Annotated in this window: 13 protein-coding genes and 1 tRNA gene; 8 read left to right on the forward strand and 6 right to left on the reverse strand. The window is 58.6% G+C overall.

All coding sequences use genetic code 11. The features are described from left to right. The first annotated feature begins 11 nt into the window (after window positions 1–11). Together glmM and BW919_RS05575 are read left to right on the forward strand one after the other, a co-directional pair. A complete protein-coding gene (gene glmM / locus BW919_RS05570; protein WP_088336044.1) occupies window positions 12–1,382 on the forward strand; it encodes a phosphoglucosamine mutase in 1,371 nt (456 codons plus the stop codon). Between the two features lie 4 nt (window positions 1,383–1,386). Next, a complete protein-coding gene (locus BW919_RS05575; RefSeq protein WP_088336045.1) occupies window positions 1,387–2,814 on the forward strand; it encodes a DNA topoisomerase VI subunit B in 1,428 nt (475 codons plus the stop codon). Window positions 2,815–3,758: 944 nt separating this feature from the next. On the opposite strand, the gene BW919_RS05580 is transcribed toward BW919_RS05575, so the two are convergent. Beyond that, window positions 3,759–3,861: transfer RNA gene (locus BW919_RS05580), tRNA-Asn, on the reverse strand. Between the two features lie 62 nt (window positions 3,862–3,923). Here BW919_RS05580 and BW919_RS05585 point away from each other — a divergent pair. Together BW919_RS05585 and BW919_RS05590 are read left to right on the forward strand one after the other, a co-directional pair. Further along, entirely contained in the window at window positions 3,924–4,511 is a 588-nt protein-coding gene (locus BW919_RS05585) for a hypothetical protein (RefSeq protein ID WP_088336046.1), read from the forward strand. Beyond that, window positions 4,508–5,386 carry a hypothetical protein gene (locus tag BW919_RS05590; protein WP_088336047.1) on the forward strand — a complete coding sequence of 293 codons (879 nt, stop codon included), beginning with the start codon at window positions 4,508–4,510 and terminating at the stop codon, window positions 5,384–5,386. The genes BW919_RS05585 and BW919_RS05590 overlap by 4 nt, the downstream gene beginning before the upstream one ends. Here the strand turns inward: BW919_RS05590 and BW919_RS05595 are convergent. Next, entirely contained in the window at window positions 5,316–6,257 is a 942-nt protein-coding gene (locus BW919_RS05595; RefSeq protein ID WP_088336048.1) for a hypothetical protein, read from the reverse strand. The two genes, BW919_RS05590 and BW919_RS05595, sit on opposite strands and share 71 nt — an antisense overlap. A gap of 77 nt (window positions 6,258–6,334) precedes the next feature. Here BW919_RS05595 and BW919_RS05600 point away from each other — a divergent pair, with 77 nt between their 5' ends. From BW919_RS05600 to BW919_RS05610, 3 genes are read left to right on the forward strand one after another with little or no spacing between them, the layout of a single operon-like run. Then, the gene (locus BW919_RS05600; RefSeq protein ID WP_088336049.1) at window positions 6,335–7,765 is read left to right on the forward strand and encodes a Mur ligase family protein; all 1,431 of its coding nucleotides are present in this window, start codon (window positions 6,335–6,337) and stop codon (window positions 7,763–7,765) included. After that, on the forward strand, window positions 7,766–8,530 hold the full coding sequence (locus BW919_RS05605; RefSeq protein ID WP_157666096.1) for a hypothetical protein: 765 nt from the start codon (window positions 7,766–7,768) through the stop codon (window positions 8,528–8,530). A 3-nt stretch (window positions 8,531–8,533) separates the two neighbouring features. Beyond that, on the forward strand, window positions 8,534–9,568 hold the full coding sequence (locus tag BW919_RS05610) for a radical SAM protein (protein WP_232452862.1): 1,035 nt from the start codon (window positions 8,534–8,536) through the stop codon (window positions 9,566–9,568). Here BW919_RS05610 and frhB read toward each other — a convergent pair. The 3 genes from frhB to frhA all read right to left on the reverse strand — a co-directional run bounded on the left by frhB (window position 9,565) and on the right by frhA (window position 12,599). Next, window positions 9,565–10,461, reverse strand: coding sequence for a coenzyme F420 hydrogenase subunit beta (gene frhB, locus BW919_RS05615; RefSeq protein ID WP_088336511.1), 897 nt, complete (start codon window positions 10,459–10,461; stop codon window positions 9,565–9,567). The genes BW919_RS05610 and frhB overlap by 4 nt on opposite strands. A 23-nt stretch (window positions 10,462–10,484) precedes the next feature. Then, a complete protein-coding gene (frhG, locus tag BW919_RS05620; protein WP_088336051.1) occupies window positions 10,485–11,186 on the reverse strand; it encodes a coenzyme F420 hydrogenase subunit gamma in 702 nt (233 codons plus the stop codon). Window positions 11,187–11,348: 162 nt separating this feature from the next. After that, a complete protein-coding gene (frhA, locus tag BW919_RS05625) occupies window positions 11,349–12,599 on the reverse strand; it encodes a coenzyme F420 hydrogenase subunit alpha (RefSeq protein ID WP_088336052.1) in 1,251 nt (416 codons plus the stop codon). Between the two features lie 133 nt (window positions 12,600–12,732). On the opposite strand from frhA, the gene BW919_RS05630 reads away from it, so the two are divergent. After that, complete coding sequence (locus tag BW919_RS05630) at window positions 12,733–14,313, forward strand: radical SAM protein (protein ID WP_157666097.1); 1,581 nt, start codon at window positions 12,733–12,735, stop codon at window positions 14,311–14,313. 142 nt (window positions 14,314–14,455) lie between these two features. On the opposite strand, the gene BW919_RS05635 is transcribed toward BW919_RS05630, so the two are convergent. Next, window positions 14,456–15,499 carry an MBL fold metallo-hydrolase gene (locus tag BW919_RS05635; protein WP_088336054.1) on the reverse strand — a complete coding sequence of 348 codons (1,044 nt, stop codon included), beginning with the start codon at window positions 15,497–15,499 and terminating at the stop codon, window positions 14,456–14,458. Window positions 15,500–15,501: the final 2 nt, after the last annotated feature.

The following is a 15,501-nucleotide window of genomic DNA, read 5'->3' on the forward strand; positions in this document are numbered from 1 at the left end:
GGGGTCGGTCGATGGGTAAGTTGTTCGGTACCTTCGGAGTTCGTGGTATAGTGGGGGAGGATCTCACTGAGGATGTCGCCCGAAGGTTGGGACTCGCGTTCGGAACGTACCTCGGAGGTGATGCGGAAGTCCTCGTCGGCGGTGACACCCGGACCAGCACCGACACGCTCAAGGATGCTCTGATCTCGGGTCTAACTGCCGCGGGCTGCGACGTTATCGACATAGGGGTCGCACCGACTCCTGCCGTGCAGTACTTGACAGACGCGGAGGGGTTCGACGCCGGTGCCGTGGTGACGGCGTCGCACAACCCGCCTGAGTTCAACGGTATCAAGCTGTTGGGCTCGGACGGATGTGGACTGTCTAGGGAAGACGAGCAGAAAATCGAAGAGATTTACTTCGAGGAGAGCCCGGACAGGGTTCCGTGGGACCGCGTTGGAAACCGGGTCTCGGCGCCGGACCTGCTCCTGAATTTCGAGGAAGCTGTGCTCGATTACGTGGGTGACTTTAACGGAGAGGGTCTGCGAGTCGTTGTTGACGCGGCGAACGGCGCGGCGTCGTCGGTCACGCCGCGTCTCCTCTCGGAACTAGATGTCAAGGTGATCAGCGTCAACGCACATCCGGACGGGCGGTTCCCAGGGCGTGAGCCCGAGCCGTCAGAGGAGAACTTGAGGACCACGATGAGTATGGTTAGAGCTGCCGGAGCGGACTTCGGGTTAGCCCACGACGGGGACGCTGATCGACTAATTCTAATCACAGGCGACGGCGAGTTCGTCCCGGGGGACTACTCGCTGGCGATCGTAGCGGCGTGGGCGCTCGATATGGGTAAGGGGAGCCAGGTGATCACACCGGTCAGCTCCTCGATGTGCGTCCAGAAGGTCGTCGAGGATCGCGGTGGCGAGGTAATCTGGACGAAGGTTGGGGAGCCCGTCGTTGTGGAGGAGCTCAAGCGGACGGAAGACCCCGCACTGGGTGGTGAGGAGAATGGCGGGATAATCTACCCGGACTTCCATCTCTCCCGGAACGGAATCATCACTGCCTTGCTGATATGTAAGCTCGTTGCCGAGGTGGGATCGCTCGACGACTTACTGGCCGAAGTACCAAAGTATCACCTGCATAAGACCGGTGTAGAATGTCCAGACGATCTCAAGCCGAAGGTTATGGAGCGTGTCGAATCACTAGTCGAGGAAGAAGAGTTAGAGGATGTCTTGACGATCGACGGTGTGAAGTTGTTCTACGAGGATGGTTGGGTACTCGTACGGCCCTCGGGTACCGAACCTTTGATCAGAGTCTTTGGAGAGGCGCGTGATAGAGAGACCGCCGTCAGGCGAGTAGAGCACTGGAAGGAACGCGTCGAGGATATCATCTTGGAGATGAAGGGGTAGCTGGATGGAACGGTTGGAGTGGCGCGAATCCTCACCAGCGGAGTTCTTCGAGCGGAACCGTGAGATGCTCGGGTTCGACGGACCCGTGAAGAGCATGGTGATGACTGTTCACGAGCTCGTCACTAACTCGATGGACGCGTGCCATCTGAACCGCATACGCCCCGACGTACGTGTGGTGATCCGACGCGAAGGGGAAAACGTGTACCGGGTGCGAGTGGCCGACAACGGACCGGGGATCCCGTCGGAGCGTGTGCCGAAGGTGTTCGGCAAGTTCCTCGCGGGAGACAAGTTCGACCCGGTCTACGGGATACAGTCGATGGGCCAGCAGGGGATCGGTGCAGCCGGCGTAGCCCTCTACGCCCTGATCACCACGGGCGAGCCCGTGCGCGTGCTCACATCTACTGACGGTAAAACCGCGCACTACTTCGAGGTCAAACCAGATCCTTCGACCAACGAGCCGGTGATCGTCCGGCGAGAGAAGCGACCCGCGAGCCGTCGCGGGACGACGGTGGAAGTGACCATCGGAGATGCCGTCTACGAGTCCGGCCGCCGCGGTCCCCGGGAGTACCTTCGTAGGCTGCATGCGGTGAATCCTCACGCTCGAATATCCCTCCGAGACCCCGACGGTAACGCACACGTTTGGAAGCCGTTGGTCAGGGAACTTCCCGACCCACCCCGGGTGCTGAAGCCTCATCCTCATGCCATCGACGCTCACAAGCTCCTCAGGATCGCCGAGCGGACGTCCCGGAGGACCGTTCGAACAATGCTCGTCGGGGAGCTCTGCAGGTTCTCAGAGGCCAGGGTCGAAGAGCTTCGGGAGCGACTATCTGGCTGTGTGGATTTGGAGAAGGACCCGAAAGAATTGACTCGCGAGGAGGCCGAGCTCATCGTGAAGGCGCTGCACGAGATGGACTTCATGCGCCCGCCGTCCTACGTAGTTTCCCCGATCGGGGAGTCGGCGCTGAAGGCTGTGCTGAAATCGGAAGGAGTTCGACTGGTTTCAGCGGTCTCCCGACGACCGCTCGTACTGCGCGACAACGTGATCCAAGTCGAGGTGGCCGTGGGTTACGGTGGTGAAGGAGACCTATGGAGGTTCGCGAACAGGGCCCCGTTGATGTTCAGGGCGAGCGGTTGCTCCATCACCAAGGGCGTAAACGAGGTGGATTTCGGCCGGTACGGCCTCGAGGAGGACCGGTTGCTGATCCTGGTGAACGTGAATTCCCCGTTCGTTCCGTTCAGTGGACCCGCCAAGCAGGAAATAGGTAGCGAACACGTCGAGGATGAGGTAAAGCGTGCGGTGCAACGGGCGTGTCGAGAGCTTGGACGTGAGGTCCGACGGCGACGTCGGGCTCGCCTCGAGCGCCAGAAAATGAAAAGGATTGAAAGGAACCTCAGGATCGTGAGGGAGAAAGCCGTCGAAATACTCTCGTGATGACCTCACGACGGGGAGACCTAGTCGGGATGATCGACCCCTAGCAGGCTGAAAGACGGCGCGGGTAGAGGTAGCCGGCGGTGAGCACGGGCTTTAGACCCGAGCCGATGATCCGCCGGATGCCGCGACCGCGCTACACTACCTCCTCGTATTGTTACGAATTTTGAAACGTTTACGCGAGGGTCAGGGGCGGGAGTACTCTTCACTCGGTCCGCGGCTTGCATGATCATCATCCCCAGTTCGTTGCGTACCTACCGATAAAACCTCATCTCCCGTGGAGTTGAGAAGACACCACCCCGGCCCGCGCTGCTGTCCGGACCCTCAAGTACGACCATGGGTTCGTGGAGCGTTCACTGGCCGAGACACTTAGAAGTGAGGTTGTGGAATCCCGCCACCACGATCTACGTGAGGGATCGTATTCTTACACTCTGGGACCCAGCACCCCGGTAAGATGAGCGCAATCACGATGCCGAAGCGCGTCTGGGAACCGGAGAGAAGTTGCATGTGTCCGCTTAGTTCTCGCCGAAGGGGGGCAGAAGGTCGAGGGAGATAGCAGAGGATTATATGTCCGTTGGACAAGTAGAATTCGAGGTCGAGGCCCATTGTCGTCGGCGTTCGATCCGTGCCGCTTCTCCTCGAGCGCATCGACACCATGGCGCGTTTCGACGACCGCGAAATGGTACTCATCTAGCATTTCGGCCGTGGTTGAGATGGCGGCCGCTCGATTGCCGGGGCTGCGCGGGCTTCGCTCGTCGAGTGGTCGTGCGATCGTGGTCACCACGCGGCTTCGGTTCTGTTGCCGAGACCTTGTTCGCTCCAAAACGATCTACGATCGTCTGAAGGAAACGACGGCGTGAGAGGAGCCCATTCGTCGTGGAAAGTTGATGTGTCGGTAAGTGATCATCGGACCGGAATTGTTACAAGTCCAATAACAATTCGTGGTTTGGCGCCGCGGCCCGGACTTGAACCGGGGACCACGGGATATCTGCGGCCCTCTCCTCATCGGGCCTTAACAGTCCCGCGCTCTACCTACTGAGCTGCCGCGGCCTCGATTCCCGGGCCAACCAGAAGTCGGCCTTACAAAAATATAATGATTTCGGGGGAGGTCTATGACCAGTTCGAGGGTGAGAGTGAAAGTCGTAGGGGTGGAAGAGGAAGACGTCAAGGAGCGCCTTAAGTTGCTGCGTCCCGAGCGCGACGTCGACGTTATAGTGGATGGAGTGTCCGGGATGATGCGCGTGACCTCTGGAACCACCCGCCTACGTGTCAACGCCGGCGGCTCTGCGTTCTTCTCGTGTTCGGGTAGGGTCTCGGAGGATGCCGCGGCAGTGGCTTCAATTCTCCTCTCTGAAATCGGCGCGGACCGGAAGGAGATTCCGAGGTTCCTTTCGGCGGCTGTGGAGTTAGGAAGGACTACACCGGAGGGATGCGAGCTGGTGACGGTTCTACGGGGTAAGGACGTGACCGTGAGGTTCCGGAGGAATCCAGAGTCCGGTCGGTACGCGCTGAAATCTAGACGCGGGGTGTTGGTAAGGCGGACCAGATCGATATGTGAGGTGGAAGTCCTCATCACTGTACCGGATCTCGATCGGGTAGTTCGGAAGGCTGGGAGGGTCTGGGGACAGTTGGAGGATTTAGCGGGCGGTGGAGATCCGGAGCACGTCCTTCTAAACGTCCTCGATGCACTGGGGAGGTGAGGCGACTGAATTGGATCTTGGAGATGATCAGGACGCTTCTGTGCATGTACATGGGGATTCTGATCGCGTCTTACTTAGGGTCCTCCGAAGCATGCGCCCGGTCGTTACTCCGAGTACTGAAACCCGTGGTTGGGTCCGGTCCTTACGGTCACGCCGCGTCGCTATCGGTCTTGAGTTCCTCTATGGCGCTTTACGCGGCCCAGAACAATGTGAACTCCATCAGAGAGGCCATGGGTTTACTGCTCCTCCTAGCCTTTCCTACCTCCGTAGCGGCGGCCCTTCAATTCTACCTCCCCGTGGTTGTACCCACTGTGGGTCCTGCGGGTCTCTTCATGGTCTGCATATCGGCCGCGAGCGCCTTGCTTACCTCCATATTAGGGCGTGTTCTACTACTCGAACGTGAGGATAATGGTAGCATGGGTAAGATCACGCTCGTACGGGACCCTTGGCGTACCGCCCATAGGGTGTTCTTCAGGGTAGGGCCCGCTGTCGCCTTGGCGATGGTGGTGGTTAAGCTGGGCGAAGGGTATGGCGTGACGGAGTGGATCGAGAGATCCCTTCAACCGTTGGCTAGGTTCTTTGGACTCCCTTCAGACGCGTCTTTGGTGGTGTTCGGGTGTCTGATCAACGTGGCTGTAGGGGCCGCTTTAGGTGCGGATCTCCGGGCGTCCGGGAAGCTGCGGATGGAGGATCTGGCACTCGCGTTGGCGTTCGGTAGGGCCCTTTCTCTACCGAGGATTCATCTTCAGTTCCTGTTCCCTCCTGCCGTCACGTTCCTCGGCAGGAGGGGGTTGCTCGGTGCGACTACCCGCACACTCGTCGAGACCTTGGTAAACGTATCGGTAGTGCTGGCACTAGCGGCGTTGATACACTAGAGCCCGGTTTTTTCGTCGGAGTTTCCTTCGGCTCGTATCCGGCCGCCCAGATCAGGGCGCGCGCCAGTAGCTTCCAGGCCCCCGTGCGCTCGGTCAGTTCCGGATGCACGCCCAGTAGGACGAATCGACCACTCGGTTCCCATTCGCCGTCCTTCTTAACACTATACCATCCGAGTACCATAGCCCAACCATTGACGAGTTCGGCGTACTTCCCGAACCCCTGTACGTCGATTCTAATCTCTTTCCCGTCTAACCAGCACACTTTGTACCATCTGTTGTCGGAGATGAACACCGAGCCGTCTTCCGCGGCCATCCCGGGACCGTTCGCGTAGTAATACTTGTAGACCTTTCCCCAAGTGGATTGTGGGGTGATGGGGTTCTGCTGGATCAGCACAGAGACGTACCCGTTCCCCCGGTTGCCGTCGATAGCCGTTACACCGTCCACCACGAGATCCTCGCCGATGGCCCCTCGGTGCGTCACTCCGGCGTGTAAGTATGCACCCGCGCAGATACCGACGTACCCGATGCCGAGGTCGATCTGCGCGTGATATAGCAGGTCGATCCAGTCGGAGTCCCAATGCCACTCTGGGTGGTATCCGCCCGGAACGTAGATCACGTCGATGCGGGTGCCCGTATACGGATCTCGTCCCGTCTCTAGGACGGCTTTCCAGTCCGACGGTGACGCGTAAGTGATCACGTTAATGTGATAGGCACCTGCGTAGTTCGCGTTCCAGTACTCGATGGCTCTCAGTGAGCTTTCCACGCAGTTGGAGGCGGCCCCGTCTCCTACCCACATGGCGACGTTCACCGTCGTCGATGAGACCGGGGCTAGGAGCGTTACGATAGCCGTCAGTGCTGGAGTCCACCTCACGTTAACACCCCCTTGCTCCGCAGCCGGGATCGTTAATCAAACTACTGGAAACGCGTTACACAGGTAGGGGACGTGTCATGTCCTTGAGGTCGAAATTGGCGGAGTTGGCCGGACTGCTCGCGCTCAAGGCAGTCCGGTTCGGGCCCGGTATGGGGCGGAGCTTTCCCGGGTGGACCGTGATCAAGGTTGGCGACTTCGACGCCGTTCGCGAGCTCGCACGGCGGCCGGAGTACGGAGTGGTGCTGATCACGGGCACCAACGGTAAGACCACGACTACCAGACTCGCCTGTGCGCTCCTAGCCGAAGATGCGAAGGTTTCGTGCAACTACGATAGCAATACCATCAACGCCGTTACGACGGGACTACTTAAGGGTAGGAAGGCCGAGCTCGTGGTGACGGAGTACGGGATTCGCAGCCGTGAGTACGGGATTCCAGATATTGTCTGCGAGCTCGTGGACCCGCTGGCGATCGCGTATACGACTATCTCGAAGGAACACTTCCGGGAGAACGCGGACAAGGAGGATCCGTTCGGGGCGTACTTCGAGGCGAAGCGCCTCCTGGCGAGACCCCTGAAGGACGGTGTGCTGATACTCAACGCGGATGATCCTCGTGTTACCTACATCCGCGACGAGAAACGCGGTGACCCCGTGGAGTACGTCCTCTACGGTTTGGATGTCGAAATCGAGGATCTGACGCCACCGACCGAGGAGCTCGAGTGTCCTGCGTGTGGCGGCGAGTTGAACTACGAGACCCGCTACTTCAACCACAAGGGTTTATACTCGTGCCGAGACTGCGAGTTCTCACGACCCGACCCGAACGTCGCCGTGGTAAGGCTCAAGGGCGGTCCGGACGAGTGGAAGGTTACGCTGTCGTACGATGTGACTAACGCCGTGACCGGAGAACGACTGGAGGGGGAGTTCACCTACGAACTCCAGCTGCCCGGTCTCCATAACGTCTATAACAGCGTTTGCGCGATCTCCCTGTACCTCGCGGTTACCCCTCGGCCCGAGGATCCGGAAGGGACCATTCCACGGGTAATCGAAGGGTTGGACCCACTCGAGTTCATTCCACCGGGCAGGTTCGAGGTGCTGAACGTGGGAGGTAAGCCCGTCGGCGTCGGTCAGGGGGACAACGGGGATGCCTTCAAGGCTAACGCGAACCTGATGCTCTCGGTAGCGGGGAACGTAGAAGTCTGCGTGTACACTACGCCGGATGAGAATGAGTACCCCATCTTCGAAATGCACAGGATTGTCCTGCGAGCACTCGATCCGGACGAGCTGCACGTGTTTCCGGGCAGGGAATCCGTGGAAGCCGCGGAAGGGTACTACGAGGAACTGGCAGAGGAGTTCGACGCGGAATTCCACTCCATCCCGCACGATCGGATGCGGGAGAAAGTCGAGGAGATGCGTAGGGTGTGTGAAGAGGCGGATGGCCCCGTGTTCGCCTCCGGGTGCGGGCCGGAGCACGAGATGTGGGAAGCCCTGAAGAGGGAGCTCAGGGGCGGCTGAATGGGACTGAGGCGCCTCTTTGGGCTAGTTGGGGTCGGATTGATCGTTCTGTACTTCGTTTTACTTTCCGTAGAGTATTCAAAATTCCAACGCTTCTTAGGCGATCCGTGGGGGAGAGCCGTTTACGTCAAATTACACAACCCGGACATCGCTCCGGGCACCCCACATATCCTGGCCCTGGTCGACTTCGCCAAGCAGCACGGGTACTCCAAGATCCTCGTGATTCACAACGCAGGGAAGATCGGATACAGTCACTTCTGGTACCGCGGGATACTCATCATCCAGCTCGGGTGGTACGACTACCGCACGGTCTTCGCACAACCTGAGCTGTGGTTGGTGATGGAGGACGTACTCTACGGTCAACGTCCTATGTTAGGCATCTGGATCGCAGATCGGCGTGAATTCCGTAGTATGCATGAAGCCATAAACTATGTGCGTGACCTGGAGTCGGCTGTTCCCGGACGTACGATGGTGGTGTGGCACGGGTCGTGTCGTAACGGTAATCCACTCTGGAACCTCGGATGTGGTGCGGAACCGTACTTCTGGATCCTCTCTGCGTACGGCGGGCGCATACTCGCACTTACCTTGACTGCACTGGGTAACTTCGCTCCTATCGTCTTCTACGGAGACGCGGCGTTAGCGGAACTCAAGAACTACGACAAACTCCAGGCGCTGTACAACAGCGGAACCTTGAATCGCTACGCCGTAGATCCTTACCTCCGTAAGAAGCCGATGCCGATGGGACCACGGGGAGTGTACGACTGAGAGGTGGTGAAGCCTGTGTTGGAACCACTCACTGAATATCACTCGATCGATGACGACGAACTTGCTGCTCGGTTTATGGTAGCACGGACCGTTCCAGTCGAAACCACGGAGGGGGAGCTAGAGGACCTATGGAAGGAACACGATGAAGCGATGGAAGAGTTCCGCGCAAGGTGGGAAGAGCGTCCCGCACCCGGGGATCTCGAGGAGACCTCGCCGAATCTCCTCGACTTGAAGTTGGAGATCGCCCGGAAGATCCTCCGCGAATGCACGTTCTGCGAGCGGAGGTGTCGTGTCGATCGGGCCCGTGAAGATGGGTTCTGTCGGGTTCCGATCAAACCCAGGATTTCCTCGGAGTTCCTACATATGGGCGAAGAACGTGTACTTGTACCCTCACACACTGTGTTTTTCTGCGGGTGTACGTTCCGATGCGTCTATTGTCAGAACTGGGACATAGCTTTCCAGCCGACCAACGGGGTGTACGTTGAGCCGGGGTCACTCGCCCGAGTGATCCGGCACCGGCGATTTCGAGGTGCTAGGAACGTGAACTGGGTCGGAGGAGACCCAGCACCGAACATTCACTACGTTCTGGAGGTGCTCAGGCGGCTCGACGTGAACGTCCCGCAGGTTTGGAACTCCAACATGTACTTGACCGAGGAGGCTATGAGGCTGTTGGACGGCGTTATTGATCTGTATTTGACGGATTTCAAGTACGGCAACGACGAGTGCGCTGAGAGGTACTCGAACGCCCCGAATTACTGGGAGATAGTGACCCGGAACCATCGTGAGGCGGATCGGCAGTGCGACTTGATCGTGCGTCACCTCGTTTTACCAGGTAACGTGGAGTGCTGTACGTTTCCGATCCTAGAATGGATCGCCGAAGAGCTGGGTACGGACACGCCGTTGAACGTTATGCCGCAGTACCGCCCGGAGCACCGTGCGTACGAGTATCCGGAGATAAACAGGCGACCGTCCGCGGACGAACTGGAAAAAGCATGGGAGAAGGCGAGAGAACTGGGGCTCCGATACTACCGGCTTTAAAGGGATTCGTGCACCTTACCCGGTTCCGGTAGGCCGAGCTCCTTTCGCTCCTCGATCTCTTTCTGGTTCTTGTCCTTCTTCACTTGTGCGAGCTTTTGAACGAGGCCGAGACCCGGTTTGACTTCCTCGATACTCTTCACCTCCAGCAGACCCTGATCTACCATGTCGTCGAGTATCTCCTTAGCCTTCTCTGTCCGCACGATCACGGTGCTCCATCCGTCAGGTGAACCCACCGAGCCGGCAGTTAGATCTGATAGCTCGGCGCAGTAATCCGTACACACGTGACACGGTTCACCCTCGAAGGGATGCGTTTCGTTGATGGGGATCGACTTCACCTCACCGTCCTTCGTGTACACCCAGAACTTGCCCTTACCGATGTCCATCTTGGCGACTTCGCGCACCCACACGCCGCAGAGTTGCTCGATGATCGTCTTCATACCCTCGTACGGGAAGTTCTCCATGCAGATGATCCCTATCAGTAGCTCGATTTTGTCCGGGACGTGCCTCATCCCTATCGGGCAGAACTGTGCTTTACGGACGGCTCGGATCTGGCATGGGGTTCCTACCATCGCCACTTTCTCACAGCCGTAGCTCCTAACTGCCTCCTTGAGAACGCTCACGTTAGGACAGTACGTATACTTGGTCCCAGCCGCCTCCAGGACCTCGTCCGGGTCGGTGATGACCACGGGACGTGGCTTCCACGGCTCCTCGGTGTCGTCCGGGTCCGCGACGGCGGCGATCACACCGTCAAACAGTCCTTCCTCGAGGCCGTAGATCATGACGGCGGAGACGATCCCTCCGTCCTGGGTGATCTTTGTTATCTTGCTCTCGGTCGAGCGGGCCGTAAACACGCCGAGGTGGTCTCCCAGCAGCTCTGGATCACCCTTAACCATGATTTTGTCTAACTCGCTCACGGCTACTCATCCCCCATGATCATCTCCTTGATGGCCTCGTCGCCCGGCCAGATCGTCCTCGGGCACTGCGTGAAACACGCACCACACTTGATGCACCGGCTCTCGTTCACCACCGGCCTGCCGTCCACGATCTCGATCCCCCGCGTGGGGCAGGCCGCCGCGCAGGTGCCGCACCCCATACACATGCTCTTGTTCACCACGTGGTACATCAGGTCGCAACCGCAGTACTCCGTCTTACCTTCCGCTAGCTTCGCGAACGGTTCGAGCAGCTCCTCTTTACCCTCCAGAAGGAGCGTTAGGAACTGCTCGATAGCTTCGGGTGCCGGTGGACATCCCGGGACGGCGTAGTCGACGTCCGCTACCTCCGTGAGTGGTACGAACGCCTCGTGCGTGGGTGCCGCCTGCTGGTTCCCCCGAGAGAATCGCATGAAATTCCCCGTACTCGCGCACGCACCTAGTGCCACGATCGTGTCGGCGTGCTCCTCCAGCTCCTCTACTTCTTCTAGCATGTGCTCGTCGTTCAGGCATACCGCGCCTTCCACGATGACCACATCACACTCCGGAATCTCACGTTCATCCATGAGGGTCTGGCAGTAGACCAGCTCGATAGATTCCAGTATGTCCAGAAGTCGTTCGTACGTATCGGCTAGGGACACTAAACATCCACAGCACCCGGCCAGTTGTACATAGGCCACTCGGACCAACTCAACACCCCCAATCCGAAGGGGAAGAAAGGTGGAAAGAACGGGAGAATGTAGGCCAAGGGTGTCAAGGTCTAGGTGAGGAAACCGGCCCCCCGCGTGGGGGGCGGTCGCGCCGCGGGTCCCCGTTTCGGGGTTCCCCGCGGCGTTCATCCCAACGGTGTTTTAAGCGAGCTTAACCACCGATTCCCGGATCTTCTCCCGGGAGTCGGCGTCGCGGACTTCCTTCACCACGTGAGCGGCACACGATGCTCATATGTCGTAACATCGCATGATAACCTCGGCATACTCTTCGTGCTCTCCCTCTATGGCCTTCTCTACCACCGGGAAGTTCCACGTGGAAGCTGCAATGATGCGATAATCCTCGACGATACCCTTCTCGTTCACCTTAGCGATGTGCACGTTGGTGCCCCGTGGGGCTTCGTGAACTCCGATTCCGACTCCCGACCTCGGCTCCCACTCGGCTATGGTGTTACCGCTGGTGTTGAGTTCGTCCAGGATCGTCATCGCCCGGTCGATAGCTGCTAGTGTTTCCTGTGACCTTAATACATGGATGTACAGGACTCCGTGTGGGTCCACTCCGTCGAAGAGCACGTACCTGGCTCTTGGTCCGACTTCTACCGGAACACCGTCGTAAAGCGGGATCTGGCCCCGATGCTGGTACGCGACTTCCTTGTGCTCCTCTCCGTAGTACTCGATTGGAAGCAGCTCCACCACGCGGTCCATGTCCAGCCGGTCGGGGTCCCCATAAGTAGTATGTGTAGCCAGGAACGGCTGGTCGTGTCTGCCGAATTCGTCGATGTCGAGGTCGTTCTTGTCGCCGAACCTCTCGACGATGTTTACCATGAACTCGTGCTGCTCCATCATCAGTTCGCGCGCCTCACGTAGCTTGCGGTAAAGCTTCCTACGCGCCGCTTCCGAGATGTTCTCAGCCATCCCTCCGATCCTAATGTTGGGTGGATGGATTCCCTCACCTCCGACCACGTCCACCACGTACTGTCCGATCCGCCTGATCTGCTGGATCCTCTTGATCGCCTCGACCTTTTCGTCCTCATTCTCGACGAAGTCATCCAGTACCAGCAACTGATGGAGCACGTGAGACTGAATCCTGTTACCTAAGGCGCACAGTTCTCGCAGGAGTTTCCCGTCCTTGGGAGGTTCGATGTCCATAGCCCGCTCGAAGGCCTCGGCGGACGCGGTTCCGTGCGTCGCCTGACAGATTCCGCAGATCCTCATAACGGCTACCTGAACGAACTCCGCGGGCCTTCCCTTTGCCAGCGCTTCGAAACCTCGGACCGCCGAAGTATTCAGGTAGAAAGCGCGCTCCACATAGCCCTCGTCGTCGACGTATAACACTAGCTTAGCATGACCTTCATGTCTCGTGGTCGGTTGAATTTCCACGGCACCCTCCGCCAACGCCTCACCCCCATCGGCCCGTCCCGGTAGTCACGGAAGAAGAACATAAAACTAGGGTGTGTTCAGTGATCGAGTAGAGGCACATTTAACGGTTGAATACCCTTCCAGTTCTACGACGAGAGGGTTACGCGGATTGAGTCAAAGTGTCTTGGTAGTAGACGCGCTGGGCGCAGGGAAAGGGTGTAGGACTAGATCCAGAGATGTCATCGGTGCGGGTCCTAGGACAGTCGCATCGTTACTGGAAAACGATTATGAAGTGTCGTTGATTACTTATGAGGATTTACAAAAATTAGGACTAAATAATGTTATGGATTATGATATCGTAGGTGTCAGTATAATGACCGGTGACGAACGGGCCGCCCGAAGGGTCTTCGATCACACATGGCCGCAGACGTTTCGGTTCATCGGTGGTCCCGGAGCCGCCGATCCGAACGCACTCCTCAAAACTGGGGCCGACGCGGCCGTGATCGGTGAAGCTGAGGAGACCTTACCTGAACTCTTGGAGGAGCGTGGACCCGTCCGCGGCGTGTGTTTCCGGCGAGGAACTGAGGTGGACTTTCCGGGTCCTAGGCCCATTTCCAGGCGATTCACTCGTGTCAATCCGGAATACATCCGAGCCTACTCAAACCGGTGGGCTGCACGCGTTTACGTCGAGATAGTCCGCGGATGCAGCAACTCCTGCAGGACGACTCTTGAACTACCCGACGGCCGCAAATGTTCTGGATGTGGGAACTGCCGGGAAGGTGAGGGTGGAGAACGGTGGGAGTGTCCCGAAGGTATTCCACCGGGTTGCGGGTTCTGCTCAGTACCTTCGATCTTCGGGCCGGCTAGGTCGAGACCGTTGAACGAAGTGGTACGAGAAGTACGGGGACTCGTCCGGGAGGGGGTCCGTCGAGTAGTTCTCAGCGCATCCGATGTACTGGATTACGGTCGAGACGACTTACTGACGGATCCTCGGACTCCACTTCCGAACGTCGAGGCTCTAAGGCGCCTCCTGCGACGGACATCAAAGCATGTGGACGTGCTCTTCGTCGAGAACGTGAAAGCGTGCCTACTGAACCGGGAGGTCGCGGAGCTCCTCGGTGAGTACTGCCGAGGTACTTCGGTAAGCGTAGGGGTAGAGACCGGGGATCCGAGGCTGCTCCGCGCGATCGGGAAACCCTACACGTTGAAGGAGGCGTTGCGCGCGATCCGCACCCTGCGGAGGGTTGGTTTACGGCCTCATGCGTACTTCGTTTACGGACTACCCGGGCAAACGATGAGGTCCGCGAAACTCACGGTTAAGGCCATGAAACGGGCCGTCGAGATGGGGGCCGAGAAGATCACCGTGTACAGGTTTCGACCGATTCCCGCCTCAGCCTTCGGAGATTTCCCTCCAGGTCCCAGTCCACGTAACGACGAGGCGAGTCGGCTCATCGCGGATACGGCGCGTCGTCTGAACGAGGCGCTGAAACGTAGGATGGTCGGCAAGAGAATCCGCGTCTACGTCGCCGAGCCCGACCTACGCCATCCTAGAGACGCGATAGGTTGGCCGGTGAAGGGTGGTCCGAAGGTCCGGCTTAAAGGATCTCGAGAGTTAGTCGGAACGGAGTGTGAAGTGGAAATTACTGGGGTGGTGTCGGACAAGGTGGTTTCAGGTAAAGTAGTGAAAATACTAGAAGAGATCGACGTGGAAGCGTTAGAAGGACGAGGAATTCCTAGCCGAGTCGGGTAGTATGGAGTGTAGGTATACCACCGCGCGGGCCACTACAGATGGTAAAGTTCACGTCCGGGTCTGCCCGAGCTACCGCGCCATCCGCCACTCCTCTTCATTATCGTCGTTAGGTTCCGCTAATGGATTCGGTTTCAGGAAAACGTTAAACGTTTCGGTCCTCGCCGCTCTCGGGCCGTGGTGAGAATTCCTTTAGCCGACACTCGGATGACGAGTACTCCCCAGGCCGAGCCTCCGCCGGTTTCCAATCCTCAACGTCCGAGCGCTCCACAGCGTACTCCGCGACTGCCTTGATGATCTCGGCGTAATCTACAGTACTTGAGCGTGCACAACATCGGGGACACACGAGCCTGACGGACTCGGAATCCTCTCCGTCGAGCGTAGGTGGATTCCCACACTCGGGACATCTCAGGTGTCGGACGAACCTGAACACCGGGCACCCTCTACCGCGCTCGCACCTCGTGCACATGTGGTACTCCCGGGCGCAGGGTACCTCCGCGTTAAGAGCGGGCTCGAGGTCGACGGAAAGCCCTAGGTGAGGCTCGATCACAGCCGCGTCGACGTCCAACTCCCGGATGAACCACGGGTCGTAGGCGATCAAGTGCACTGGTACTACGATCCGCGGCTTCACCTTTCGACACAGCAATTCCAGACCCGTTCGGTCCAGGTGCCCTGGCACGCCTGAACACTCCGAGATCAGGACGTCCACCCGCGGTAGATGGGCGTCTAAGAACGTCTCGGTATTCACATCCCCTGTGAAGAACACTCGGATACCGTCCAGTTCCACCAAGTACGCCACGGCACCCGGACAGTGGCCGGTCTCTACGGTTTCTACCACGACTTCACACCGGCTTGGATCTTCCGGTCTGTAGCCGAACCTCCGCTCGATCCTCTCGGCCGCATCGGGGTGCGCGAAGGACTCCCCGTACTCGCCCCCGTGTTTGGCGTGGTCCGTATGATGATGTGTGATCAGTGTATAGTCTGGATCGGGTTCCCTGAACAGCGAGAACAAACCCGGTGCCGACTTTAAATCCTCTGGTAATTCGGCCCACGGAGGCACTCTCTTGTCGTATCCGGGACGCCAACCGCCCGGATCGAACAGGACCTCGGTGTCCGTCCGGGAGATACCCACGACGGCGCCAGGAGTAGCCCCGAACAACCGGACTGGTGACCAAATTTCGAGCTCCATCT

Source organism: Methanopyrus sp. KOL6 (assembly GCF_002201915.1).
Lineage (GTDB): Archaea > JAADCQ01 > Methanopyri > Methanopyrales > Methanopyraceae > Methanopyrus.

What these genes read in the sequence shown, in the direction of transcription:
- glmM (WP_088336044.1), top strand. Translation starts at nt 12, where the DNA reads ATGGGTAAGTTGTTCGGTACCTTCGGAGTTCGTGGTATAGTGGGGGAG.
- BW919_RS05575 (WP_088336045.1), top strand. Translation starts at nt 1,387, where the DNA reads ATGGAACGGTTGGAGTGGCGCGAATCCTCACCAGCGGAGTTCTTCGAG.
- BW919_RS05585 (WP_088336046.1), top strand. Translation starts at nt 3,924, where the DNA reads ATGACCAGTTCGAGGGTGAGAGTGAAAGTCGTAGGGGTGGAAGAGGAA.
- BW919_RS05600 (WP_088336049.1), top strand. Translation starts at nt 6,335, where the DNA reads ATGTCCTTGAGGTCGAAATTGGCGGAGTTGGCCGGACTGCTCGCGCTC.
- BW919_RS05605 (WP_157666096.1), top strand. Translation starts at nt 7,766, where the DNA reads ATGGGACTGAGGCGCCTCTTTGGGCTAGTTGGGGTCGGATTGATCGTT.
- frhB (WP_088336511.1), bottom strand. Translation starts at nt 10,461, where the DNA reads ATGGTTAAGGGTGATCCAGAGCTGCTGGGAGACCACCTCGGCGTGTTT.
- BW919_RS05635 (WP_088336054.1), bottom strand. Translation starts at nt 15,499, where the DNA reads ATGGAGCTCGAAATTTGGTCACCAGTCCGGTTGTTCGGGGCTACTCCT.